Annotated in this window: 20 protein-coding genes and 1 riboswitch; of the genes, 5 read left to right on the top strand and 15 right to left on the bottom strand. The window is 62.8% G+C overall.

The genetic code is table 11. The annotated features are described in order from the left end of the window. Positions 1-54: 54 nt before the first annotated feature. The 8 genes from mgtE to ACIOU9_RS00180 all read right to left on the bottom strand — a co-directional run bounded on the left by mgtE (position 55) and on the right by ACIOU9_RS00180 (position 11,524). Positions 55-1,410: a magnesium transporter gene (gene mgtE / locus ACIOU9_RS00215; protein ID WP_133833514.1), complete on the bottom strand. Its 1,356-nt coding sequence runs from the start codon at positions 1,408-1,410 to the stop codon at positions 55-57. Between the two features lie 416 nt (positions 1,411-1,826). Further along, the gene (locus ACIOU9_RS00210) at positions 1,827-3,236 is read right to left on the bottom strand and encodes an L-serine ammonia-lyase (RefSeq protein ID WP_105657073.1); all 1,410 of its coding nucleotides are present in this window, start codon (positions 3,234-3,236) and stop codon (positions 1,827-1,829) included. Positions 3,237-3,421: 185 nt separating this feature from the next. After that, entirely contained in the window at positions 3,422-4,744 is a 1,323-nt protein-coding gene (glyA, locus tag ACIOU9_RS00205) for a serine hydroxymethyltransferase (RefSeq protein ID WP_402695779.1), read from the bottom strand. Beyond that, a complete protein-coding gene (gene gcvH, locus ACIOU9_RS00200; protein WP_402695778.1) occupies positions 4,744-5,124 on the bottom strand; it encodes a glycine cleavage system protein GcvH in 381 nt (126 codons plus the stop codon). Before gcvH ends, glyA begins: the two co-directional genes overlap by 1 nt. A gap of 60 nt (positions 5,125-5,184) precedes the next feature. Further along, on the bottom strand, positions 5,185-6,312 hold the full coding sequence (gcvT, locus tag ACIOU9_RS00195; protein WP_365943140.1) for a glycine cleavage system aminomethyltransferase GcvT: 1,128 nt from the start codon (positions 6,310-6,312) through the stop codon (positions 5,185-5,187). A gap of 13 nt (positions 6,313-6,325) precedes the next feature. Beyond that, a complete protein-coding gene (gcvP, locus tag ACIOU9_RS00190) occupies positions 6,326-9,172 on the bottom strand; it encodes an aminomethyl-transferring glycine dehydrogenase (RefSeq protein WP_402695777.1) in 2,847 nt (948 codons plus the stop codon). A 164-nt stretch (positions 9,173-9,336) separates the two neighbouring features. Further along, positions 9,337-9,434: riboswitch (glycine riboswitch) on the bottom strand. A gap of 102 nt (positions 9,435-9,536) precedes the next feature. Next, positions 9,537-10,325, bottom strand: coding sequence for an SGNH/GDSL hydrolase family protein (locus ACIOU9_RS00185; protein ID WP_365943138.1), 789 nt, complete (start codon positions 10,323-10,325; stop codon positions 9,537-9,539). A gap of 35 nt (positions 10,326-10,360) precedes the next feature. Continuing rightward, positions 10,361-11,524, bottom strand: coding sequence for a serine hydrolase domain-containing protein (locus ACIOU9_RS00180; RefSeq protein WP_402695776.1), 1,164 nt, complete (start codon positions 11,522-11,524; stop codon positions 10,361-10,363). Positions 11,525-11,798: 274 nt separating this feature from the next. Here ACIOU9_RS00180 and ACIOU9_RS00175 point away from each other — a divergent pair, with 274 nt between their 5' ends. Further along, complete coding sequence (locus tag ACIOU9_RS00175) at positions 11,799-13,247, top strand: APC family permease (RefSeq protein ID WP_402695774.1); 1,449 nt, start codon at positions 11,799-11,801, stop codon at positions 13,245-13,247. Between the two features lie 63 nt (positions 13,248-13,310). Here the strand turns inward: ACIOU9_RS00175 and ACIOU9_RS00170 are convergent, their stop codons facing one another. Continuing rightward, the gene (locus ACIOU9_RS00170) at positions 13,311-14,240 is read right to left on the bottom strand and encodes an RNase H family protein (RefSeq protein WP_402695772.1); all 930 of its coding nucleotides are present in this window, start codon (positions 14,238-14,240) and stop codon (positions 13,311-13,313) included. 117 nt (positions 14,241-14,357) lie between these two features. Between ACIOU9_RS00170 and ACIOU9_RS00165 the strand changes: the two genes are divergently transcribed. Next, entirely contained in the window at positions 14,358-14,666 is a 309-nt protein-coding gene (locus tag ACIOU9_RS00165) for a hypothetical protein (protein ID WP_388025222.1), read from the top strand. Between the two features lie 69 nt (positions 14,667-14,735). Here the strand turns inward: ACIOU9_RS00165 and ACIOU9_RS00160 are convergent, their stop codons facing one another. Further along, positions 14,736-15,845: a glutathione S-transferase C-terminal domain-containing protein gene (locus ACIOU9_RS00160; RefSeq protein ID WP_332595049.1), complete on the bottom strand. Its 1,110-nt coding sequence runs from the start codon at positions 15,843-15,845 to the stop codon at positions 14,736-14,738. 124 nt (positions 15,846-15,969) lie between these two features. Then, positions 15,970-16,545, bottom strand: a complete 576-nt coding sequence (locus ACIOU9_RS00155) for an NADPH-dependent FMN reductase (RefSeq protein WP_332489107.1) — start codon at positions 16,543-16,545, stop codon at positions 15,970-15,972. Positions 16,546-16,686: 141 nt separating this feature from the next. Here ACIOU9_RS00155 and ACIOU9_RS00150 point away from each other — a divergent pair, with 141 nt between their 5' ends. Beyond that, a complete protein-coding gene (locus ACIOU9_RS00150) occupies positions 16,687-17,172 on the top strand; it encodes a MarR family winged helix-turn-helix transcriptional regulator (RefSeq protein WP_105659082.1) in 486 nt (161 codons plus the stop codon). On the opposite strand, the gene ACIOU9_RS00145 is transcribed toward ACIOU9_RS00150, so the two are convergent. After that, the gene (locus ACIOU9_RS00145) at positions 17,169-19,013 is read right to left on the bottom strand and encodes an ABC transporter ATP-binding protein (protein WP_402695770.1); all 1,845 of its coding nucleotides are present in this window, start codon (positions 19,011-19,013) and stop codon (positions 17,169-17,171) included. The two genes, ACIOU9_RS00150 and ACIOU9_RS00145, sit on opposite strands and share 4 nt — an antisense overlap. 191 nt (positions 19,014-19,204) lie before the next feature. On the opposite strand from ACIOU9_RS00145, the gene ACIOU9_RS00140 reads away from it, so the two are divergent. Beyond that, positions 19,205-19,597: a MarR family transcriptional regulator gene (locus ACIOU9_RS00140; protein WP_332498785.1), complete on the top strand. Its 393-nt coding sequence runs from the start codon at positions 19,205-19,207 to the stop codon at positions 19,595-19,597. A 75-nt stretch (positions 19,598-19,672) separates the two neighbouring features. On the opposite strand, the gene ACIOU9_RS00135 is transcribed toward ACIOU9_RS00140, so the two are convergent. From ACIOU9_RS00135 to ACIOU9_RS00125, 3 genes are read right to left on the bottom strand one after another with little or no spacing between them, the layout of a single operon-like run. Next, positions 19,673-21,580, bottom strand: a complete 1,908-nt coding sequence (locus ACIOU9_RS00135) for an SIP domain-containing protein (RefSeq protein WP_105659085.1) — start codon at positions 21,578-21,580, stop codon at positions 19,673-19,675. Between the two features lie 3 nt (positions 21,581-21,583). Then, positions 21,584-22,690: an iron chelate uptake ABC transporter family permease subunit gene (locus ACIOU9_RS00130; protein WP_286172314.1), complete on the bottom strand. Its 1,107-nt coding sequence runs from the start codon at positions 22,688-22,690 to the stop codon at positions 21,584-21,586. Then, positions 22,687-23,736 carry an iron ABC transporter permease gene (locus ACIOU9_RS00125; protein ID WP_133834853.1) on the bottom strand — a complete coding sequence of 350 codons (1,050 nt, stop codon included), beginning with the start codon at positions 23,734-23,736 and terminating at the stop codon, positions 22,687-22,689. Before ACIOU9_RS00125 ends, ACIOU9_RS00130 begins: the two co-directional genes overlap by 4 nt. 20 nt (positions 23,737-23,756) lie before the next feature. Between ACIOU9_RS00125 and ACIOU9_RS00120 the strand changes: the two genes are divergently transcribed. Continuing rightward, positions 23,757-24,557, top strand: coding sequence for an MBL fold metallo-hydrolase (locus ACIOU9_RS00120; protein ID WP_402695767.1), 801 nt, complete (start codon positions 23,757-23,759; stop codon positions 24,555-24,557). The last annotated feature ends 1 nt before the right edge of the window (position 24,558 follow it).

The raw sequence follows: 24,558 nt of genomic DNA, 5'->3' as shown, positions 1-24,558 counted from the left end.
GTTACGACACTGGGGTGCGCGAATTTATTCCGCGCACCCCAGTGCAGCTGCTGGCTATCCAAGAATCAGCACGGCCACCGACAGGTAGACGATCAGCCCGGCGGCATCCACGAAGGTTGAAATGAAGGGGTTGGAAAATACCGCAGGATCAACCTTGAAGAATTTTCCGATGATCGGCATCACCCCGCCGACAGCGGCAGCAATGCTGCACAGTGCCACCAGGCTGATGCCTATCACCAAACCTATGCGCAGTTCGAAAATGCTCCCGGCCACCACCAGCGCTATGGCGCCCAGGCACAGTCCCAGGACCGCTCCGATTCGCACCTCGCGCATCAGCACCCGCCAGAAGTCGCTTCCCCGCACATCCCCCATGGCCAGCGCACGGGTGACAGTGGTCGCCGCCTGGTTGCCGGTGTTCCCGCCAATGCCCACGATCAAGGGGATGAACAAGCTGAGCACCACCATCGACTCCAGTGTCTGCTCGAAACTGGACAGCACCTTGACCGTCAAGGTCGCGCCGATAGCCAGGACCAGCAGCCAGATGACGCGTGCCTTTACCAGGTGGCGCAATGGCGTCCCCAGGTAAGGGCGGAAGAGCGGATCCGTTCCGGAGCCGTACGCGGAGCGGCGCTCTTCGGCATCCTCGAGGATCCCGATCGCCATGGGCAAGGTCAGCACTCCCAGCAGGCGATCTTCCCGATCAAGCACCGGGAGCATCCCTGCCTTCCGATCCACCACCGCCCGTGCCGCGCTCGTCTCCGGCTCGCAGGCCTGGACGACCGGACTCTGGGTGCACAGTTCTCCGATCGTTGTCCCGGCCGGCTCGGTGAGCAGCTCGCTGAGCTTGATGGTGCCAAGCAGCCGGCGTTCATCATCGATCACCAGGATGAGCTGCGCGTTCTCGCAGTTCCCGAGGCGTGCGCTGATGCGTTCCAGGGTTTCGGCCACAGACAGCTGTGGGTGGGTGGCGATGAAATCCGGGGACATCGCCCTGCCGGCGCTTGATTCCGGATAGCCCAGCAGGATTCCGGTTTCCTGGCGCTTGGCCTTCGGCAGCCCTGCCAGCAGTTTCGTGGCCACGATCGCTGGCAGTTCATCGAGCAGCGCTACCCGTCCCGCGGCGGGGAGTTGGGCGAAGGCATCGATGACGGTCTGCGACTGCAGCGCCCGCACCAGGTCGGCTTGCACCGGGGCGTCGAGTTCCTGGAAGACCAGTACCGCGGCTTGCTTGTCCAGCAGCCGGTAGGCCAGGGCAGCCTCGGTGGCATCCAGTGCTTCGAGGTGCTCAATGGTCTGGGCGATGTGCAGACCGCCCAGCAGCCCTGCCGCGAGCTGGAATTCTGCGTGATTGAGATGGGAGCGCAAGGCTCGCGAAATAGTAGAGAAGTCTACCTTTTCTGGAGAAAACATGATTTTGGTCCAAATGGTTCATTTGGCGCGTGAATGCAAGCCTGCCAGCAACTTCTCACCGCTTGATCACCCCATGAATACAGGGAGATAAATCAGTCAGTATTTGCGTGCAGGACCAGGCGCCGGTGACATGTACAAGAGTCACGAACTCGTTGGGATCCCATGGCAGGATGCTGCCAGATTCGGCTGATTCGGCTACGAGCGTCCGGGTGAGTTCGTGTGCATAGATCGACTAGAACTGTCTTCCACGACACTCACCTCCTCGAAACTGGTTTGCGCTAGCGCGCATTGGGCCTAGTCCCAGTTCTATCAGCTATGGCTTGGAATTGCCGGACTTGGGGGCCAAGATCACATTTAAAAAGTTCGGGAGACCTGCAGTGCAGGCCTCCCGAACTGGGTCATGCGTTACTGGGAAATCAGCATTCCACCACGTTGACGGCCAGGCCGCCCATCGCAGTTTCCTTGTACTTGTCGCTCATGTCCTTGCCGGTTTCGCGCATGGTGATAATGACTTCATCCAAGGTGACGTGGTGTTCGCCGTCGCCCATCAGCGCCATCTTCGCCGCGTTCACTGCCTTGGAAGCAGCGATGGCGTTGCGTTCGATGCAAGGGATCTGGACCAGTCCGCCGATCGGGTCGCAGGTCAGGCCAAGGTTGTGTTCCATGGCGATTTCCGCTGCGTTCTCTACCTGTGCTGGTGTGCCGCCAAGGATTTCGGCCAGGCCGCCAGCAGCCATCGATGATGCTGAACCGACTTCGCCCTGGCAGCCGACCTCGGCGCCGGAGATCGATGCCTGCTCCTTGTACAGCACGCCCACGGCACCGGCGGTGAGCAGGAAGCGTACGACAGCGTCGTGCTTTTCCTCCTCATTCCAGTACTTTGCGCCCGGTGCGTAGTGGGTGGCGTAGAACAGCACGGCTGGGATGATGCCCGCTGCGCCGTTGGTCGGAGCGGTGACCACGCGTCCGCCGGAGGCGTTCTCCTCATTGACGGCCAGAGCAACGAGGTTGATCCATTCCTGCCAGTAGACCGGATCCCGGTCCTTGTCTTCCTTGCGCAGGCGTTCATGCCATTCCGGCGCACGGCGGCGAACTTTCAAGCCGCCTGGCAGCACTCCGGTGCGTTCCAGCGCGGAATCCTTGCAGTCTTCCATCACTTCGTAGATGTGGACCAAGCCGTTGCGGATCTCGTCGCGGGACCGGTAGGCCATTTCGTTGGCCATCATGATGTCGGCAATGGACAGGCCGGTTTCCTTCACATGTTCCAGCAGCTTGGCTGCCGTGGTGAATGGATAGGGCTGCTTGTTCAGCTTCTCTTCGAGGTTCTTCTCGATGCGGTCTTCGGCGCCTTCGCGCACGATGAAGCCGCCGCCTACGGAGAAGAAGGTCTCGTTGGCGATTTCGTTGCCGTCAGCGTCGAGGGCAATGAACTTCACGCCGTTGGTGTGGCGCGGCAGTACGGTGAGCGGATGCTGGATCATGTCTTCGACCTTGTAGTTCAGGTCCTTGCGCTGATCCAGCTGTTCGGCCAGGTGGAGGATTCCAGTGGCTTCCATGTCCGCCAGGCGGTCATCGACCTGTGATGGCAGCACGGTTTCAGGTTCGAAGCCTTCAAGCCCCAGCATGATGGCAGTGAAGGTGCCGTGGCCGCGTCCGGTAGCGGCCAGGGATCCGTAGACATCAACACGGATATTTTCCAGTGCGTCCAGTTGGCCTTCTCGGATTACTTGGGCAATGAATGCGTGTGCTGCACGCATTGGTCCCACGGTATGGCTGGAAGAAGGTCCGATGCCAACCGAGAAAAGATCGAATACGCTAACCGCCATAGCGGGTCACATCCTTAGAACTTGGGTAATCCGAGAGCTTCTGCCCCGGATCTGTGGAGTGTGGTTCCAGAGGCTTGCGGCCACCGCACGTACCGTGCAGCGCCTGGACCTCTGGATGTTGAAAGACCGCGGGCCCGAAAAGCGAGTATTTCCACCTTCCGGGCCCACATCCTAATCAGATGATGCTACTCGGAAACCTTAGCCAGTTCCGGGTACAGCGGGTGGGCCGCGGCAAGCTGCAGAACACGATCCTTCAGCTCCGGCAACACCGCCGCATTACCCTCAGCACCAGCAATCAACGCCTGCGCAATGATCTCCGCAACCTCAGCAAACGCAGCCTCCGAGAAACCACGGGTAGCCAACGCCGGGGTACCAATACGCAACCCCGAAGTCACCATCGGCGGACGAGGATCAAACGGCACCGAATTGCGGTTCACCGTGATCTCCACCTGAGCCAAAAGATCCTCACCCTGCTGCCCATCCAACTCGCTATTACGCAAGTCAACGAGCACCATGTGAACATCCGTGCCACCAGTCAAAACGCTGATGCCCTTGGCCACAACATCTTCCTGGGTCAAACGCTCAGCCAAAATACGCGCACCAGCCAAGGTCCGCTCCTGGCGCTCCTTGAACTCCGGCGAAGCGGCAATCTTGAAAGCCACCGCCTTGCCAGCAATCACGTGCTCCAACGGACCACCCTGCTGGCCAGGGAACACCGCCGAGTTCAACTTCTTCGCAATCTCCGCATCATTCGAGAGAATAATGCCGCCACGAGGACCAGCAAGCGTCTTATGCGTCGTGGAAGTCACCACGTGAGCGTGCGGAACCGGCGAAGGATGCAACCCGGTTGCCACCAAGCCAGCGAAGTGCGCCATATCCACGAACAAGTACGCACCGACCTTGTCCGCGATCTCGCGGAAACGCTGGAAATCCAGCTGACGCGGGTACGCCGACCAGCCAGCAACAATCATCTTCGGCTGGTTCTCAATGGCAAGGCGCTCCACCTCGTCCATGTCCACCTCATAGGTTTCCTCGTCCACACCGTAAGGAACGATGTTGAACAAGCGGCCCGAGAAGTTCAGCTTCATCCCGTGGGTCAGGTGGCCACCGTGGTTCAGGTTCAGCCCCAGCACGGTATCGCCCGGGCGAACCAGCGCGTGGTACACCGACGCGTTGGCCTGCGCACCGGAGTGCGGCTGCACGTTGGCGAACTTCGCCCCGAACAGGTCCTTGAGGCGCTCGATCGCCAGCGTCTCGATGACATCAACTTCCTCGCAACCGCCGTAATAGCGGCGGCCCGGGTAGCCCTCGGCATACTTGTTGGTCAGTACCGAACCCTGCGCCTGCATGATTGCTTGCGCAGTGTGGTTCTCCGAAGCGATCATTTCCAGGCCGCGCTGCTGGCGCGCCAGCTCAGCGTCAATACGCTGCGCGACCTCCGGGTCCAGCGAAGCCAGCGACTGGGTCAACGTTGCAGCGGCAACGGATTCAAAAGTCTGGTTGCTCATTACTCGACGTTTCCACCGTTCGCGCTTGCGTAGTCAGCTGCCGAAAGCAGCGGACCCTCTTCGGCGACCTCAACGGTGAACAGCCAGCCGGCACCGTATGGGTCTTCGTTCAGGATGCCTGGGTTGTCCACTGCCTCGCCGTTGATGGCAACGATGGTGCCGGTCACTGGCGAGTACAGGTCGGAAACCGACTTGGTGGACTCGACTTCGCCACAGGTCTCGCCTGCGGTAACGGAGTCGCCGACCTCTGGCAGGTCGACGTAGACCACGTCGCCCAGGGCGTCGGCGGCAACCTGGGTGATGCCGATCTTTGCTGGGGACGATGCATCGATCCACTCGTGTTCGGCCGAGTAGCGCAATGACGAAAGAACTTTACTCACGGTATTTCCTCTCCCAAGGGAATTAGCGGGCGATTTGCTTAGCCCTACTGATGTTTAACGTTACTTGGCTCGGGTGTAGAACGGCAGTTCGACTACGACAAAAGGCAAAGTCTTACCACGCAGGTCTACCTCCAGCTCGGTCCCCACTGCACCGAATTCGGCGTCGACGTAACCCAGTGCAACCGGGTAGCCCAGGGTTGGCGAAGGCTGGCCGGAGGTGATTTCACCGATGGTTGCGCCGTCCTTGACGATGGCGTAGCCGCCGCGGCCGGCACGCTTGCCCAGGCCCTTGAGGCCGACGAGCTTGCGTGGCGGGGTCGCACCGCGCAGCGCTTCCAGGGCTTCGCGGCCCACGAAGTCCTCTTCCTTCTTGAAGGAGACCACCGGGCCGAAGCCGGCATCGAACGGGGTGCGTTCCAGGGACAGCTCGTTGCCGTACAGCGGCATGCCGGCTTCAAGGCGCAGCGAGTCGCGGGCAGCCAGGCCGCAAGGAACCAGCTCGTGGTCCTTGCCGGCTTCAACGCTCTTTTCCCAGAGGGCTGCCGCATCCTCGTTTTCGATGATCAGCTCGAAGCCGTCTTCGCCGGTGTAGCCGGTGCGGGCCAGCAGCACGTCGATGCCGCCGAGCACCACCTTCACCGCAGCGTAGTACTTCAGCTCGGTGACAGCCTGGGCAGTTGCCTCGTCGGCGGCCAGCTTGCGCACAATCGCCTCAGCGTTCGGTCCCTGGACGGCGATCAGCGACTGGCGGCCCGAAGCGTCGTCCACGACGACGTCGAAGCCGGCGGCGCGGGCAGCCAGTTCGGCGGCAACCACCGGGGCGTTGCCGGCGTTGGGCACGACGAGGAACTTCTCCTCTTCCAGGCGGTAGACGATCAGGTCATCGATGATCTTGCCCTCGGCGTCAAGGATCAGCGAGTACTTCGCCTTGCCGACCTTCATGATGCCCAGGTTCCCTGCCAGGGCGGTGTTCAGCGCCTTGCCGGCTTCCGGGCCGGAGAGGTAGACCTCGCCCATGTGGGACAGGTCGAACAGGCCAGCGGTGGAGCGCACGGCCTTGTGCTCTGCCAGTTCCGAACCGTACTTCAACGGCATGTCCCAGCCGCCGAAGTCGGTGAAGTTGGCGCCGAGAGCTTCGTGCTGCGCGTGCAGCGCGGTGTGCTTGAGTGCTTGAGTAGTCTCAGTCATCTCTAACTCTTCCTTAGTCTTCGAAGGCTTCGGGAGCCGGGCAGGAGCAGATCAGGTTGCGGTCGCCACCGGCGCCGTCGATGCGGCCCACGGTTGGGAAGTACTTGTCGAACTTCAGCGCCGGGACCGGGAAGGCCGCCTGCTCGACCGAGTACTTGCGGTCCCACTTGCTGTTGACCACGGCGGAGACCGTGTGCGGAGCGTTGCGCAATGGGGATTCCTCGATGCTGTAGGCACCGGAGAGGACCTCGTCCATTTCCTGGCGGATGGTGATCATCGCTTCAATGAAGCGCTCGATCTCGGCCAGGTCCTCGGATTCGGTGGGCTCCACCATCAGGGTGCCTGCCACAGGGAAGGACAGGGTCGGCGCGTGGAAACCGAAGTCGATCAGGCGCTTGGCCACGTCCTCGGCGGTGACCCCGGTCTTGGCGGTCAGTTCGCGCAAGTCCAGGATGCACTCGTGGGCAACCAGGTCCTTGTTGCCGGTGAACAGTACCGGGAAGTGCTCGTTCAGGCGCTTGGCAATGTAGTTCGCGTTCAGGATCGCGTGCTTGGTGGCTTCGGTCAAGCCGTCCCCGCCCATCATCGCGATGTAGGCCCAGGAGATCGGCAGGACGCCGGCCGAGCCGAAAGCGGTCGCCACCACCGGCACGCCGTCACGCTCGGAGTAGGTGCCCGAAGCATCGCCTGGCAGGAATGGCAGCAGGTGCTCGCCAACGCCGATTGGGCCTACGCCTGGGCCGCCACCGCCGTGCGGGATGCAGAAGGTCTTGTGCAGGTTCAGGTGCGACACGTCGCCGCCGAACTTGCCTGGCTGGGCCAGGCCAACCATGGCGTTCATGTTCGCGCCATCGATGTACACCTGGCCGCCGGCGGCGTGGACCTTGTCGCAGACCTCGCGCACGTCCGCGTCGTAGACGCCGTGGGTGGATGGGTAGGTGATCATGATGGCTGCAAGGACGTCCTTGTTGGCCTCGATCTTGGCATCCAGGTCATTCGCGTCGATGGTGCCATCGGCTGCGGTCTTCACGACCACCACGCGCATCCCGGCCAGCACTGCCGACGCGGCATTGGTGCCGTGGGCCGAGGCCGGAATCAGGCACAGATCGCGCTGGCCTTCGCCGCGCGAACGGTGGTAGTCCGAGATCGCCAGCAGGCCCGCGTACTCGCCCTGCGAGCCGGCGTTGGGCTGGATCGAAACGCCAGCGTAGCCGGTGATTGCGGTCAGGCGCCCTTCCAGGTCGGTGATCAGCTCGCGCCAGCCCTCGGTCTGCGCTGCAGGCGCGTAGGGGTGGATCGAGGCGAATTCCGGCCAGGTGATGGATTCCATCTCGGCGGCCGAGTTCAGCTTCATGGTGCACGAACCCAGCGGGATCATGGTGCGGTCCAGGGCCAGGTCGCGGTCCGAGAGCCGGCGCAGGTAGCGCATCATCTGGGTTTCGGAGGAGATGGTGTTGAAGATCGGGTGGGTCATGAAGTCGCTGGTGCGCACCTGCCCGGCCGGGATCTCGAAGCCTTCCGGAGCCGAGAGCTCTGCGCCGAAGACCTCGAGCAGGGTCTTGACGACGCCCGAGGTGGTGGCCTCGTCGGTGGAGATGCCCACCTGGGTCTCGCCCACCTTGCGCAGGTTGATGCCTGCTTCGATGGCCTTGGCAATGATGGCATCGGCGTTCTCGACGTTCACCACCACGGTGTCGAAGAAGGAATCCGAAGCCAGGGTGTAGCCGCCTGAAACCAGCGAGCTGGCGATGACCCGGGCGTGGTTGTTGGCGCGCGAGGCGATCTGCTTCAGGCCGGCTGGGCCGTGGTAGACCGCGTACATCGAAGCGCAGATGGCCAGCAGGGCCTGTGCGGTGCAGATGTTGGAGGTGGCCTTTTCGCGGCGGATGTGCTGCTCGCGGGTCTGCAGGGCCAAGCGGTAGGCAGGGACTCCGGCGTCATCGGCCGAAACGCCTACCAGGCGTCCTGGCATGGAACGGGTCAGGCCATCGGCCACGGCCATGTAGGCAGCGTGCGGTCCGCCGAAGAACAGCGGCACGCCGAATCGCTGGGTGTTGCCCACGGCGATATCGGCACCCTGCTCGCCCGGAGGGGTGATCATGGTCAGGGCCAGCAGGTCGGCGATCACGGTAACCATGGCGCCGGTTTCCTTGGCGGCGGCGATGATCGAAGCGTGGTCCGCGATCGAGCCGTCGTTGCCAGGCTGCTGCAGGACAATGCCGGAGATCTCGCCCTCTGGCAAGCCTGCGGCAAGGTCGGCAATCTCGACTTCGAAGCCCAGTGCGTCAGCGCGGCCCTGCACGACCTTGAGGGTCTGCGGGAAGATGTTGGAGTCCAGCACGGTCTTGCCCTTGGACTTCTTCTTGTTGGCGCGGCGCATCATCAGCACGGCTTCGGCGGCGGCGGAGGATTCGTCCAGCAGCGACGCGTTGGCGATGGGCAGGCCGGTCAGGTCCATGACCATGGTCTGGAAGTTCAGCAGGGCTTCGAGGCGGCCCTGGGAGATTTCCGGCTGGTACGGGGTGTAAGCGGTGTACCAGGCTGGGTTTTCCACGATGTTGCGGCGGATCACGGCTGGGGTGATGGTGTCGTAGAAGCCCTGGCCGATCATCTGGGTCTTCATGACGTTCTTCGAGGCAAGCGCACGCAGGTGGGCTAGGGCTTCGGTTTCGCTCAGAGCATCAGGGATATCCAGTGCGGAGTCCTGGCGGATGTCTGCCGGAACGGCGGTGTCGATCAGTTCTTCCAGGCTGTCGTAGCCCAGGGTCTGAAGCATGGTGGTGACGTCGGAAGGACGTGGGCCGATATGGCGTGAAACGAATTCAGTATTCGCTCGTGCCGAAGTCTGCGTGATGGTCATGGTGCTGGTATCTCCATGGGATCTGTCTTGGCGCATGCCAAAGGAAGGTCTTTTTACCTCCCCATCCCTGTTGCATAACCTGAGAGTTTTACGCATCCAGCAAACCAAGCCGGGCACTTGCACCTTCGGTGAACCGGAACGGGCCGGTTTCTTTCCAGAGTTGCCTCATGATGGCGGTACGGGTGCCTGAGAGTTTCCTGGGGAGGAATTGCTCCTACGGCGCCCGTCCATGGTGTGAACGGGACTCTCCCGCCATCCGTCTATGGCGCGCGCTGCCGGCCGGAGACCTGCAGCACACCACCATGTTACCTGCCCCGCCCCCAAGGTCAAACAGGAGCGGGGTCCGGAAAAGTCATAAATGCGTTCAGTTGGCGTCGGCAGTTAAACGGATGTAATCAGGATATTTCGCTGACAAGGAATCACCCGACGAGGTGCCGGTGATCCGGCGCTTGACCCACGGAGCCAAATGCTCTCTGGCCCAGCCCAATTCCTGCTTCAGCTTTTCGCCGCGCGAGTTCACGGCCAGTTCCGGCAGGGACGGCTGCTGGATCCTGGAGGACCAGTTTCCCTCGGTGATCCGATGGGTGCCGAGCACGTCAAGGACCTTCGAGGCCATCAGCGTGTGGCCCAGCTCGTTCATGTGCAGCCGATCCACCGCCCAGTAGCGCAGATCGGAGAATTCGCGCCACCGCCAGTAATCGGCGATCACCGCGCCGTACTCGTCCGCGATTTCGCGAACCTTCTCGTTGTAAATGGCCGTGCGCGGACGGGTCTTGGAGAACAACGGTGACTCCACGGTGTCGAAACCGGTGAACAGCACGACCGCGCTTCCGGCTTCGGCAAAGCGGCGCACCATGCCTTCATAGCCGCGCATCAGCGCATCCAGGTCCGCCTTCGGGCGCAGGATGTCATTGCCACCGGCATAGATGGTGACCAGATCCGGGGCCAGTGCGAGCGCCTGGTCCAGCTGCTGGTTGATCACCTGCCCGATCTTCTTGCCGCGCACCGCCAGGTTGGCGTATTCCCATTCGCCTTCGGCGCAGAGCACTTCCGAAACCCGGTCCGCCCAGCCGCGGACCTGGTTGGGCCGGGTCGGATCCACATCGCCAACGCCTTCGGTGAACGAGTCACCTAGTGCCACAAACTTCTTCACTTCGCTCCTGCTTCGTTCCATTCCCGATGGGTTTACTACGCGTTGCTGCCGGCAGCCTGGGCCGACATGTTCTTCTGCATGATCAGCTGGCGGGCCAGCTGGCTGAGCTTGACCCCGGTGGAGATCTCCTTGACGCCTTCATTGCGCGAGGGGATGAAACCGAAGCCCAGCTGGTGGGCTGGATCGGCGAAGGCCAGCGAGGAATTCGCACCGTCATGGCCGTAGGCGAAAATCGATCCATAGTTGTTGCGCGCGGTGGCCTTCATGAACCCCAGGGCGAAGGCCTGCAGCAGCCCGTTGGTCCGGTCATGGCCGTAGACCAGCTCGGTGGAAACCTGGGACCAGGTGTCGGCGGTGAGGAATCCGCGGGTGGCGCCCAGTGCCGGCACTGCACCGAATGAGGCGGCATAGATTGCGGCGAGGCCTTGGGCATTGGCGACCGCGCCCATGGATGCGGGGCCCAGTTCGCGCACCTGCGGCGCGTTGGCCAGTTCGTGCCAGTTGTAGACCGGGCCGCTTTCCAGCGCGAAACCGGAGGCCGAGTTCACCGAAAGCCCGGCCGGGGAGAACGGATCGAAGAATTCCGGTGCGGCGTCAGCGCCCGGCAATACATCGCGGTAGCGCGATTCCAGCGCGGGGTCCTGGCCGATGTATGCTTCGGCTCCCAGCGGCTTGCGGATGCGCTCCTCGAAGACTTCTTTCAGTTCCTTGCCGGTGACCCGGCGTACCAGTTCTTCCATGAGCACGCCCATGGTGATCGCGTGGTAGCCGACAATGTTCTGGCCCAGCGGCCAGACGCTTGGCATGGAAGCGAGCACCTTGGCGTATTCGGCGGAGTTCAGGAGGATCTCGCTGGGCACGCCCCCGGGCACTCCGAGCACTCCCGCTTGGTGGCTGAGCACCTCGCCGACGGTGAGCTGGGCTTTCCCGTTGTCGCCGAATTCCGGCCAGTAGGTGGCAATTGGCGCGTTCGGGTCGATCAGCCCATCTTGCACGAGCAGTGCCACGACCAGCGCGCCCAGGCCCTTGGTGCAGGAGAAGACGCAGGTCAGCGCGTCACCAGAGAGGTGCTCGCCGACACTGTGGCTGAGCACCAATTCGCCGCGGTGGTACACGGCCAGCTGCGCCGAATAGCCTTCTTCCTCAGCGGCTCGCGCCTCTAGTGCTTCCGCCAGGGGCGCGAACTCTTCAGTGATCACCGATTGCATCTAAATCCTTCAAAGTGCTTGTCTCTCATCAACTAACCCTAACCGCTTCGATCCCATGGCCCGGTAGTTCCACACGCTGACCCGACACCTAGCATATAGGTACGTCAGCTCACAGCATTGGCTTGTTTAAGCCACTAATCGACATTTCACTACCGCTGGACCCCAAGTTCTGTGAGCCAGCCTTGAAGCCGGTTTGCCCACTTCATGCGCTGACCCTAAAGTTGTAATGTTTGCCTACAAAATTGAAGGAGATGATCTCGATCGCATGACTGTGAACAGTGACACGGCCGTTACCGACGGCAAAGAAACAGAACTCCGCAGGGTGATTGGCCCGAAGCTGCTGCTATTCCTCATCATGGGCGATATCATCGGCGCCGGAATTTTCGCCATCACCGGCAAAGTTGCCGGCCAGGTGGGCGGAGCCGCCTGGCTGCCGTTCCTGATCGCTTTCACGATCGCGACCCTCACCGCCTTCAGCTACCTCGAACTGGTGACCAAATACCCGCACGCGGCCGGTGCTGCCTTGTACATCCACAAGGCATTCGGCATCCACTTCGTCACCTTCCTGGTGGCGTTCACCGTGGCTTGCTCGGGCATCACCAGTGCCGCCACCTCGGCCACCTTGGTGGGGCGCAACCTGCTCATTGGCATTGGCCAGTTTGTCGAGGGTGTTCCCAACACCCCGGAAGCGGGCATGTGGGCAGCTATTGCGATCATCGTGATCCTCGCAGTGATCAACTTCCGCGGCGTGGGCGAGAGCGTGAAGTTCAACCTCGTGCTGACCATAGTTTCGCTGGCCATCATGGCCGCGATCATCGGCATCGGCTTCGCGGTGATCGCCTCGGGCCAGGGTGACATTTCCCGCCTGGTGGTCTTCGAGACCCCCACCGACCGCAGCGTCTTCGCCGCCGTGACCATGGGTACTGCCATTGCGTTCTTCGCGATGGTGGGCTTCGAGGATTCGGTGAACCTGGTTGAGGAAACCAAGAATCCCAAGAAGACCTTCCCGAAGATCATGCTCATCGGCCTGGGCATCTGCGCCTTGATCTACATGCTGGTGGCCGTCACGGTCATCATGGTGATCCCGACCGGCGATCTGCTGAACCCGAAGAACCCGGATGCCGGCATCCTGCTGGATGTTGTGCGCATCGGCCTGCCGAACCTGCCAGTTGACGCGATCTTCCCGTTCTTGACCGTCTTCGCGGTGGTCAACACCGCGCTGATGAACATGCTGATGGCTAGCCGCCTGCTCTACGGCATGGCCCGCCAAGGCGTGCTGCCGCAGTTCCTGGGCAAGGTGCATTCGACCCGACGCTCGCCATGGGCTGCGATCCTGTTCAGCACCGTGCTGGCCATCGCCTTGGTGGTCTACGTGAACTTGAGCAACGGAAGCAGCATTGTCGGCTCGCTGGGCGGCACGACCGCGCTGCTGTTGTTGTGCGTGTTCGCCGTAGTCAACGTAGCCCTGCTGGTGCTGCGCCGCGACAAGCCGGAACCCGATGCGTTCCGCGCTCCAACGATCATCCCGATCCTCGGCGTGTTCTTCTGCCTGTTCCTTGCCGGCCCATGGGCTCGTTCGCGTGAAGACTGGGTCCAGTACGAGATTGCCGGCCTGCTGCTGGTCATCGGCGTGCTGCTGTGGGCCGTGACCTGGTTGGTCAACCGGATCAACTACAAGAAGGGCGTCATCGAAACCCGCCCGGGACAGTACTGATCCCAAACCGTTAAAGCAGTGATGCCCGCCATTTGGCGGGCATCACTGCTTTAAGCGTGTTTTCTATGCGGTCTGCTCGACCGTTTCCTGGCGGAACCGAAGCTTCAGGCCGCCTTCGGTGCTCTGCCACCAGGAAGATACGACAAGCACCGGGCCCTCTGCAGGCTTCATGCGGTACGCGAGCAGCACCATCTGGGCATCCACTTCCCGGGCCGCAAGGACCTGCACCGCACCGGTACTGGGCAGGCTCGCCCCGGATTCCAGCATGGCCCGGACCGTGGCCACATCCAGCAGGCCGCCATGGCGAGTCACTTCCTGGTAGCCCGGATGCAGGAAGTCGTTGAGTTCCGCGAAACTGGTGCGGATCTGCGGGTCGAGGAAACCTTGTTCCAGTTCGAAGACGGTGGCCGCGATGTCCACGCCGGGTTCCGGTGCGGCGGCGGGTTGCCCGCCGGGTGCCAGCACGGCATCTTCAGCCGCTGGAGCTTTGGAAGCCGCTGGAGCTTTGGAAGCCGCTGGGCCGCCGACTGCGGTGTAGCCCGGTCCGGCCTCTACTACAGAGCCCTGCTGGTGCGCGGTCGCAGCCGCACGCGCATGGCCGTCAGCAGCTTCATTCAGCTCATGTCCGGCATGGCCCTTGACCCACTCGAAGGTGTACTTGCGCCCGGCAATGGCCCGGTCAAGTTCCTTGAGGATGTCCTGGTTCAAGACCGGTTTGCCGTCGGCCTTTTTCCAGCCCTTCTTCTTCCAACCCGGCATCCACTTGCTGATGCAGTTGATCGCATACTGCGAATCGCACAGGATCCTGAGTTCTTCTTCTGGCAGGTGCTCGGTGGCCCGGAAGAGTTCGAGCACCGCTTGGAGCTCCCCCATGTTGTTGGTTCCGTGGTCCCAACCGCCAGCGGCCCAGTTGTCCTGGTCCACGTACCAGGCCCAACCTGCCGGTCCGGGGTTTCCTAGGGCTGATCCATCCGCAGCTGCAATGATCGTCATGCTTTAATCCTGCCACGTTGACGCCCGCACTCGGTTCCATGCATTGGGCCATGTCGCCAGCGAATACTTGCACAATGGATCACAGCATCCAGCCAGGTCCATGCCTAGGATTGGGATGTGAAGAAAATCCTGCCTGTACTGGCCACCCTGGTTCTGGTCCTGTCCGCATGCGCTGGCCCCTCGGTTGACGAGCTGCGCCAACTCGATCCCCAGGGCCATACCGCCTGCGTGCATTTTGGCGGGGGCTTGGTTGACCCCGAGGGCATCGGCGCAACGAATATGCAGAAAGCCGCTGATCATGGGGCGAAGGCCTCCACCGAACAGATCAGCGCTGCGGTGGCCGCCGATGAATCCGGGGATCCCCAAATTACTGACTTGTCCGCTTTCCAGGAAGCTTGCGAGGGGCAAGGCTTCGATTTCGAATAGGACAGATCGGCCCAGGACCCCTCGAAATAGCGGGCTCCTGAGCCGATCCGCGGCGGATCGCCAGCGCTCCTAGGCGGGGTACAACGGGTTGTGCCCGGCTTGGACCCGCTCGTCAGCCCGGACTTCGCCCGGTGCTGTACCGTTCAGGAACGGACCGCTCTCGGCCAGCTCATCTCGGCCCGGCGCTTCGAGCCAGTTCGCCAACTCCGGCCCCTTCGGGATGATCCTGGTCGGGTTGATGTCCTCATGCACCACGTAGTAGTGCGCCTTGATCTGCTCGAAGTCGATGGTGTCGCCGAAACCCGGGGTCTGGAACAAGTCCCGCGCATAGCCCCAGAGGTTCGGCATGTCGATGAGCTTGTTGCGGTTGGCCTTGAAGTGGCCATGATAGACCGGGTCGAATCGCACCAGCGTGGTGAACAGCCGGACATCGGCCTCGGTGATGTGATCACCCATCAGGAAGCGGCGGGTGCCCAGCCGATCTTCGAGGTAGTCCAAGGTGGCGAATAACCGGTCGTAGGCATCGTTGTAGGCCTGCTGGTCCCCGGCGAACCCGGCACGGTAGACGCCGTTGTTGACCTCGGTGAAAATCCGCTTGATCAGCGGAAGCATCTCATCGAGCTGGTCCTGCGCAATGAGGTCCGGGGCGCCTTCCCGGTGGAACTCCTTCCACTGCGTGGACATGTCCCAGGTGATCTGCGGGTAGTCATTGGTGACAACCGCACCGGTGGGGATATCGACGATTGCCGGCACAGTGATGCCGCGTGGATAGTCGGCAAAGCGCTTGAAGTAGTTCTCCTGGACCCGCTCGGTACCCAGGACAGGGTCCTTGCCCCCGGGGTCCAGGTCAAAGGTCCAGCTGCGTGCGTCGTGGGTTGGGCCGGGCAGTCCGACGGACAGCGCGTCTTCCAAGCCCAGCAGGCGGCGAACGATCAGGGTGCGGTTGGCCCAGGGGCACGCGCGGGCTGCGACCAGATGGTAGCGGCCAGCTTCCACCGGCCAAAGCCGGGCCCCGTCCGAAAGCCCCGCGTTGGGATGCCCGATCTTGCTGTGGCTGTTTCCCTCGCCATAGTGCTCGGCGCTGGCATCAGCGACGATGCGGTCCTGGATGTAGTTGGTGTCCCGGGTGAATTCTCCGCCGGTGACGTAGGCGCCCTTGGTCGAATATTCCTCGCTCATCGCATTCCTTCCAAAGAATTTTGAAGTCCCGTGCATAAACCATTCACCTCGAGACTATGGCAGTTGGGCAGGTATGGAAATGGCGCAATGCACTTTTCCATTCCCCCGCCGATTTCAACCCGGTCTAGGCGTTGACCGTGGCGCCTTCACGTACGGTGCGCATCGCCTTGCTCCAGGCGAGCACCTGTTCAAGCATGGGCTGCACGCTATTGGCCGACCGTTCGGTCGGAGCGAAAGCCGAGAAGTTCTCGAAGTCGGAGAATAGCGAGAACATGCCGGTCTTCTGCACGTGGGCGATCTGCAGTTCCGAGAGGATCCCGCGCAGGTGCTCCACGGCACGCGAGCCCATGGCGGAGCCGTATCCGACCATGCCGGCGGCCTTGTTGTTCAGTTCTGCATTCAGGTAGCTCAGTGCGTTGGCCAATGCAGGCTGGACGGAGTGGTTGTACTCGCCAACAATGAAAATGTATCCATCGAATTCGCTCATCTTGGCGGCGAAGGCCTTGGTGTGCCCGTTCTGGTAGTTCTGGTAGGCGGCCGGGAACGGCTCGTCGAGCATCGGCAGGTTGAACTCGACGATGTCCACCAGCTCGTAGTCGGCACCACCGAATTCCTGGGCCCTGGCCAGCACCCATTGGGCGACGCCCTGGTTGACACGTCCTGGACGGGTGGAACCGGTAACGATAGCGATCTTCGACAAGTTGCTCTCCTTGGAGTTCTCCGGCCAACAATTTAGTTGACACGTCATCTTCTCTTGCTAAATTCCACTATACAGGAGATGATTGATGCGTCAACAATATTTTGAATGTCCCCCATGGGGACAACATGGTTAGGAAAGAGAATGAAGAGCGAAGAGACCCGCTGGCTCACCGACAGCGAGCAGGACCTCTGGCGCACCATACGCGAGTTCCTCTGGCAGTTCCCCAGTGGCATGGATCGCCAGCTGCTGCGCGATTCGAACATGCTCTCCGGTGAATACTCGGTGCTGGCTGTGCTTTCGGAAACAACCGAACCAAGTCTACGCCCGGCCGACGTGGCGACCGCATTGCGCTGGGACCGCTCGCGACTCTCCCACCTGCTGCGCCGCATGGAAGCCAAGGGCCTGGTCAGCCGCTGCTCAGATGAGACCGACCGCCGCGGGCACCAGATTACGCTCACCGCCCAGGGGCGCAAGACCATTGAGGAAGCCGCGCCAACCCACGTGAGCTTCGTGCGTGAAACCATTTTCGATTCCCTGAGCCCCTCCGAACGCACGGCATTGGAATCGGCGCTGCCGAAGATCCTGGCCTCGCTGGAAAAGCAGGGACTGAAAGATGGCCAGTGCTAGCTGGCCCTTTCGGCCAGTTCGCTCTTGGCTACCAGCTGGGCGAATTGCCCGCCAAGCTGGACCAGCTCGTCAAAAGTTCCCGCTTCGGCAATCCGGCCAGCTTCTAGCACGACGATGCGGTCCGCTCGCATCACGGTGCTCAACCGGTGCGCGATCAGCAAGGTAGTTCGCCCCAGTGCGAGCTCGTCCAGCGCCCGCTGCACCAAAGCCTCGGTGACCGTATCCAGGGCACTGGTCGCCTCGTCGAGCACCAGGACCTTGGGCTTGCGCAGCATGGTGCGGGCAATAGCCAGTCGCTGCTGCTCGCCACCGGAGAAACGGTGGCCGCGCTGCCCCACCTGGGTTTCCAGGCCCTGCGGCAGGCTGCGGACCAGCTGCGCAATCTGCGCGGCTTCCAGCGCCTGCCAGAGCTCTTCCTCGGTGGCCTGGGGCGCTGCCCACAGGAGGTTCTCCCGAATCGAAGCATGCAGCAGGTAGCTTTCCTGGGCAACGACGGAGACCGCCTGGGCGATGCCTTCAGGATCGAATTCCTTCAGGTCAATGCCGTCGAGCAATACCTGGCCCTCGGTAGGGTCAAGCAGCCGGGGCAGCAAGGACCCCAGGGTGGACTTTCCCGAACCGGTGGAACCGACAACCGCGGTCATTGTTCCCGCCTCCAGGGTCAAATCCAGCTGTTCCAGGGTGGCGCGGTCAGCCTCGGGGTAGCGGAAGCTGACATTGCGCAATTGCACTTCGCCACGCAGCTTCCCGGGTTCGACCGCTCGCGGCCGCTGGGGTACCGGCAGCGCCTGGTCCGTATCCAGGTATTCGAAGACGCGGCTGAACAAGGCCAAGGCCGAGACCCACTGGACCGAAATCTGCATCATGCCCATGACCGGACGGAAGATTCCGGCCTGCAGCCCGGTAAAGGCCACCAAGGTGCCGATGCTCATTCCCTGCCCGGTGGCGGGCAGCCCCGCCACGATGTACAGCACCGCGGGGATGGCCGCGAAAATGATGCTCATCGTGGCCATGCGCCAACGCCCGGCCAAAGCGCTTTTCATTTCCAGGTCGATGAGCTTGTGGCTGGACTCTCCGAAGGCCGCCGCATCAGCGGCTCCGGTGCCCATGATCTTGGCCAGGCGGACCCCGGAGATGCTCAGGCGCTCGTCGATCAGCGAAGCCAGGTTCGACATCTCGCGCTGGCGCTTTCCTGTCACGGCGCGGCGCAGTTTCGCGGTTTGCTTGGCAAGCAGCACCGCTGGCGGCAGCACGACCAATGAGATCAGGCTCAGTTTCCACGAGATCGCCACCATCGCGCAGGCGGTGGCCACAACGGTGGTCAGGTTCGAGGCAATGCTCGTGGCCGAATTGGTAATCACCGATTGCATCTGCCCCACGTCGTTGACCAGGCGCGACTGCACGTCCCCGGAGCGCGAGTTGGTGAAGAATCCCAGGGATTGCTTCTGCAGGTGCGTGAACAGCCCGGTCCGCAGGCCATGCATGACGCGTTGGCCCATCAGGGTTGCCCGCCAGGTCTGGACGACTTCCAGAATCGCGGTAGCCAGGGAGATCAGCACCAGTCCCACGGCACCCAAGAGCAGCAATCGGATATTGCTGTTGGGAATCGCGTCATCAATGAGTTCGCGGATGATGAACGGCTGGGCCAGGCCGATGACCGACGCTGCCACGATCAGCACCATGACCGCAATCACCGATCCCAGATGGGGCCGGAAGAGCGCGGCGATGCGCGCCAGGGACACCGGATGCTCGGTGAGCCGCTGCTTGTCCCGGGCGGCGTTGCCGGACCGCCCTTGCCCGCCACCGCCCGGATGCGGCCCCGGCATTCCCATTGCACTCATGGACTCCCCCTCTACCTCTGAATTTCTCAAGTCCAGAATAACAGAGGGAACCTCACTATGTGGTTGCATCTTGAAATTGTACCCAGAAACACACTATCCTTGAACATATGCAGAACGAAGAGCCCAAGCCTGACTTGGCAGATCTTTTCCTCCACGCTTCACGCATGCTTCGCGGCAGATGGAGGGACAGCTTGACTCCCCTGGGCATCACTCCGCACCAATCGAGGGTGCTGACCTTGCTGTCCCGGGCCGATAGGATCGGGCTGCGCAACTCGCAGCTCGCAGAACAGCTGCACATCGCCGCGCGCTCGACCACCGAGGTAGTCGACCAGCTGGAAGCCAAGGAGCTTGTCGTGCGCACCCCCGATCCGGCCGATCGCCGCGCCACGTTGATTGCGCTCAGTGCCACGGGCCGCGCCCAGCTCGGCGAGCTCGCCGAATTGCGCCGTTCGAGCATGGACGGCTATTTCGACAAGCTCGGCGACGAGGACCGCGCCGAGCTCACCCGGCTGCTGGCAATCCTGGACCGCGAGAACCCGCGGCCGGTGCGCAGCGCTTGCAAGAACCCGGCGAAAGAGAACTAGCTGCCAGCTAGCGGATAGAACCCGAGGCCCCAGCATATGCGTGCCGGGGCCTCGGGCGCTGGTTGCCGCTGCCCGCTAGTTCTCGGTCTTCCCGCGGCGCCAGTAGCCCATGAAGGCTACCTGCTTGCGGTCCACGCCGGCATCGCGCACCAGATAACGGCGCATTTCCTTGACCGTGCCGGCTTCACCGGCAATCCAGGCGTAGAACGGTGCGGAATTTTCCTGGCCTGTCTCCCACAGGATGTCCGCATCAACATCGATATCTTCCGGCTCGGCGTTGGTATGCACCACGCCGGCTGCTGGAATCGCGACTACCTGGCGCAAGGCCGACTGCAGCAATTCACCATGCTCATGGCTGCCACGGGTCAGCCACTGCACCGAGACGCCGGAGCGGGTGGAGGCACCGAGGATATCCGTGGTCTCCGGGACCTCGATCAGCGCATGGCCGGTGACGTTGGAGGGCAAGGCTTCGAGGATGGCGCAAATCGCCGGGGCGGCGGTTTCGTCACCGGCCAGCACCACGCGGGTTGCCTCGCCGCGGCGGAACTCGATGCCGCCGTAGCTGGAGTCGTTCAGGGTCTTGTTCGGGCCCAGCAGCAACAGCTGGTCGCCCACCTTGGCCCGGTCGCCGAACTCCGTAGCCGGCCCGCCCTGGAGCTGGCCGTCAACCATGTGCCCGTGCATCACGAAGTCGATATCCAGCTCGGCCGTGGCCCCGATATTGTCCCGGTGCCCGGCTTCGCGGAAGGCCCGCACGGTATAGGTGCGCATGTGGCCGCGGGTATCGGGATCAATCGACAACCAGCGCTTGTACCAGCCCTGCTGCTCGGCAGGACTGGTCATCGCGCCAGGGCGCATCGAGGCGATCTCGTCGGTCAGCGCAGTACCGCCAGCCGGTGGCAGCAAGAGCTTGATGCGCATATCCAGCGGGTGGCTGTTGGTGCCGAAGTACTCCAGGTCCTCGCCGCTGACGGTCACCCGGCGGAAGGATGGCGCGAGCTGCTGGCTATTGACCACAGTGGTGTCAAAGGCCAACGTCGGCACATGCTCATGGGCCGGGCGTTCTGATTGCGGATCAAGGGCGGCGGCTGCTTGGGCAGCTTGCTTCACATTTGCCGCCTGCTTCACCGCAGTTTTCTTTGCCGAAGCTTCGGTACGGAAAATGCCCTGGGAAGCGAGCACCTGCTCGGTGCGCAGCACCCGGTGGCGGCCAATGGGAAGCACCAGCGGAGTGCCGCCCACCGGGTCGGGGATCACGCGGCTGGGCATGCCGAAAACATCCTTGACGGTCTTTTCGGTGACCACATCGTTGGGATGGCCGGCAGCGTAGATCTTGCCGTGGCGCAGCGCCACCAGGTAGTCGGCGTAGCGGGCGGCCAGGTTCAAATCGTGCAGCACGATCACGACCGTGATCCCGCGGCTGCGGTTCAGCTCGCTGACCACATCCAGGACTTCGAGCTGGTGCGCCACGTCCAGGAAGGTGGTCGGCTCGTCGAGCAGCAGCAGGTCGGTCTCCTGCGCCAGGGCCATGGCGATCCAGACGCGCTGGCGCTGACCGCCGGAGAGCTCGTCCACCGAGCGGTCGGCCAGCTCGGTGGTGCCGGTCAGCTCCATGGCGCGATTAACCGCTGCCTCGTCCTCGGCAGAGAAGCGCTTGAACAGGCCCTGGTGCGGGTAGCGGCCGCGGCTGATCAGCTCGCGGGCGGTGATGCCGTCCGGAGCGGTGGGCGATTGCGGCAGCAAGCCCAGGGTCTTGGCGACTTCCTTGGCCGGCTTGGAGTGGATGTCCGCGCCGTCCAGGAGCACCTGGCCCCCGGCTGGCTTGAGCAGCCGCGACAATGCGCGCAGCAGGGTGGACTTGCCGCAACCGTTGGCCCCGACGACGATGCTCACCTGCCCGGCAGGGATATCCAGCGACAGCTCGTCGACGATGGTGACCTTGTCATAGGCCAGGGTCAGATCGCTTGCCTGCAAAGTGGCCATGGGTTATGCCCCGCTTCCAGTTGAGTTTGCGCGCACCAGAATCCAAATCAGGAAGGGTGCACCGAATGCGCCGGTGATAACGCCCACCGGCAGCGAAAGATCCGCGAACAGGTTCGCGGCAAAGAAATTGGCGACAGTCACCAGCGTTGCCCCGGTCAAACCGGAAAGCAGGATGTTGATCGGGCCGCGGTTCAGCGCGGCAGTAATCGGGCCGGCCAGGAAGGCAACGAACGCCATCGGCCCGGTGACGGCAATCGGCAAGGCGCCCATGGCCACAGCAACAAAGACCAAGATCGCCCGGGCCCAGCCCACGTGCAGCCCCAGGGCCGCCGCGGTGTCCTCGCCCAGCTCCAGCATTTTCAGTTGGCGAAGCACCAGGGGCAGCAACAGGATGCCGATGGCGCCAAGGGACGCCAAAAGCAGCATTGCATTCTCCCAGTTGCTCGAGGCCAGCGAGCCGGTCAGCCAGTGCATCACATCGCTGGCCGTATTCACCTGCGCCTGGGTCAGCAGGTACTGGATCAGCGCCTGGAGCATCGCGCCGATGGCCAGGCCCGCCAGGATCAGCCGGGGACCGGTCCGCGTGCCCGAGGCCGAGAGCCAGTAGATCAATGCAGCGACCAGCAGCCCGCCGGCCAGGGCGAAGGCGTTGAGCTTCCAGTCGGTATAGCCAAGGGTGATCATCGCGAAAACCGCGGCCGCCGATGCGCCGTAGCCCACGCCGATCACGTCGGGACTGGCCAGCGGGTTGCCCAGCCAGCGCTGGAACAAGGCACCGGAAATGCCCAAGCCGGCACCGGCCAGGGCACCCACCGCAATGCGCGGCAGGCGGTCGGACATGATGATGAAACTGGTGCCCGGCACCTTTTCACCGCTGAGCACCTGGAAGACTTCGGCAGCTGGGAGGCGGTCCCGCCCCCAGAACAGGTAGGCCGCCACGGCGAGCGCCAGGGCCAAACACATCCACAAGGCGGTGCGGCGCACCCGGGATCTGCGGCGGGCTGCCAGCGCCGGTGCGGCTTTCGAGGCCGGGGCCGTCGCCGGTCCGGCCGTTTCCGTGGTGCTGCGGGGCTGGGTCATGTTGGCTGCTGCCATTTCGCTCGTGCTCACAGGCTCACCGACTTCATGCCGCTGCGCATCATGATGATGAAGATCGGTCCACCCAGCATGGCGCACATGACGCCTACCTGGATCTCGCTGGGCGGGGCGATGATTCGTCCCACCGTATCAGCCAGCAAGAGCAGGATCGGCCCGGCGATCAGGCTCGCTGGCATCAGCCAGCGGTAGTCGGAACCGACCAGCAAGCGCACGGCATGCGGGATCATCAGGCCGACGAAGGCGATGGGCCCGGCCACTGCGGTGGCTGTGCCAGCGAGAATGACCACCCCGATGGAGCCGATCAGCCGGGCGCGGTTCAAGTTGAAGCCCAAGGCGATCGCGGTGTCATCGCCCATGGACACGGCATTGGATACCTTGGCGGTGGACAGCACGATCAGTGCCCCGGCGGCCACCACGGGAATGGCCCCGAGGAAGGTGTCGATGCCGCTGCTGGATAACGTGCCGATCTGCCACATGCGGAAACGGTCCATGGTGGCATCGGAAATCATCAGGATCGCATTGGTAATCGCGCCCACGCCCACAGCCATGGCGGCACCGCCCAGCGCAAGCTTAATGGGCGTGGCGCCTTCACGGCCCACGTTGGCCACGAGATAAACCAAGGCCATCACCCCAGCAGCGCCGAGGAAGGCGGCCACCATGATTCCGGCCAGGGAGCTGACGCCAAGGAACGCGATCGCCAGCACCACGGCCATGGAGGATCCGGCGTTCAAGCCCAGGATCCCGGTATCGGCCAGCGGGTTGCGGGTCAGCCCCTGCAATCCGGCGCCAGCCAAACCCAGGGCAGCGCCAACCACGATGGCTCCAACAGTGCGGGCGAAGCGGGACGCAACCACGCCCTGGTCGCCATTGGACGGGTCGAAATTCCAGATGGCATCGAACACGGTGCCCATCGAGACGTTTCGCGCGCCCAGCAGCAGCGAAGCGAACAGCGCCAGCCCGAGCAACAGGGCAAGGAGCAGCAAGGCGCCGAGCTTCCGGCCAGCTTTTGGCGACTTGGCCCCCGGTGCTTGGCGCGTAATACTTTCAGTCGCGGTCATTGGTTCCTACACTCATTGCTATGGCTCTTCTTCCCTTGCCCACTATTATCACTCCAGGCATCGGCCTGCTTCGCGCGCAGAACCCTTCTGAAATGACGTTGGACGGGACTAATTCCTATCTGCTGTTCGACCCTGCAGTGGATGAACTTCTTCCTGGAACTCCGGTCGTCCTGATTGATCCGGGCCCTGAGCTCGAGGACCATCTGCAGGCGCTGGCGGCCTTCGACATCCAACTGGTGCTCATTACCCATCGGCATGCCGATCACACGGGAAGCATCGATGCGCTCTACCGGATGACCAGTGCGCCGGTGCGTGCCATGCTGGAGCAGTACTGCCGGGATGCCCCGGTGCTCGCCGATGGCGAAACGATCAGCGCCGCCGGCGCCATCATCCAGGTGGTCTTCACCCCTGGCCACACCTCGGACTCGGTGTGCTTCATCCGCCAGGGCGGGGGTGCCCACTTGTTCACTGGGGATACCGTGCTGGGCCGGGGCACCACCATCTTGGAACACCCGGACGGCACACTGGCCGACTACCTGGATTCCTTGCATCGGTTGCTCGCGCTGCCCGATATGGCTTTGCATCCGGCGCACGGCGAGCAGCATGATTCCTCGCATCCGCTGCTGCAGATGTACATCAAGCATCGGCATGCGCGGCTGGACCAGGTGCGTGCGGCTTTGCAGAAACTCGGCAAGGCCGGGGTCCACACGCAGCCAGCTGAATTGCTGGAGCATGTCTACCCCGACCTCGATGCGCGCTTGGTGGGCGCAGCTACCCATTCCCTGGAAGCCCAATTGCGCTATCTGTCAGTGAATCCCTAGC

The sequence above is a fragment of the Glutamicibacter sp. NPDC087583 genome, from assembly GCF_044743685.1.
In the GTDB taxonomy this organism is placed as follows: Bacteria; Actinomycetota; Actinomycetes; order Actinomycetales; family Micrococcaceae; genus Glutamicibacter.
The sequence above is the reverse complement of the archived record's forward strand: the minus strand, read 5'-3'. Positions and strand labels throughout refer to the sequence as shown.

Excerpts from the sequence above, each read along its gene's own strand:
- ACIOU9_RS00135 (WP_105659085.1), bottom strand. The coding sequence starts at position 21,580 with ATGGCCACTTTGCAGGCAAGCGATCTGACCCTGGCCTATGACAAGGTC.
- glyA (WP_402695779.1), bottom strand. The coding sequence starts at position 4,744 with ATGAGCAACCAGACTTTTGAATCCGTTGCCGCTGCAACGTTGACCCAG.
- ACIOU9_RS00145 (WP_402695770.1), bottom strand. The coding sequence starts at position 19,013 with ATGAGTGCAATGGGAATGCCGGGGCCGCATCCGGGCGGTGGCGGGCAA.
- ACIOU9_RS00150 (WP_105659082.1), top strand. The coding sequence starts at position 16,687 with ATGAAGAGCGAAGAGACCCGCTGGCTCACCGACAGCGAGCAGGACCTC.
- ACIOU9_RS00125 (WP_133834853.1), bottom strand. The coding sequence starts at position 23,736 with ATGACCGCGACTGAAAGTATTACGCGCCAAGCACCGGGGGCCAAGTCG.
- gcvT (WP_365943140.1), bottom strand. The coding sequence starts at position 6,312 with ATGACTGAGACTACTCAAGCACTCAAGCACACCGCGCTGCACGCGCAG.
- ACIOU9_RS00160 (WP_332595049.1), bottom strand. The coding sequence starts at position 15,845 with ATGAGCGAGGAATATTCGACCAAGGGCGCCTACGTCACCGGCGGAGAA.
- gcvP (WP_402695777.1), bottom strand. The coding sequence starts at position 9,172 with ATGACCATCACGCAGACTTCGGCACGAGCGAATACTGAATTCGTTTCA.
- mgtE (WP_133833514.1), bottom strand. The coding sequence starts at position 1,410 with ATGTTTTCTCCAGAAAAGGTAGACTTCTCTACTATTTCGCGAGCCTTG.
- ACIOU9_RS00120 (WP_402695767.1), top strand. The coding sequence starts at position 23,757 with ATGGCTCTTCTTCCCTTGCCCACTATTATCACTCCAGGCATCGGCCTG.
- ACIOU9_RS00170 (WP_402695772.1), bottom strand. The coding sequence starts at position 14,240 with ATGACGATCATTGCAGCTGCGGATGGATCAGCCCTAGGAAACCCCGGA.
- ACIOU9_RS00175 (WP_402695774.1), top strand. The coding sequence starts at position 11,799 with ATGACTGTGAACAGTGACACGGCCGTTACCGACGGCAAAGAAACAGAA.
- ACIOU9_RS00210 (WP_105657073.1), bottom strand. The coding sequence starts at position 3,236 with ATGGCGGTTAGCGTATTCGATCTTTTCTCGGTTGGCATCGGACCTTCT.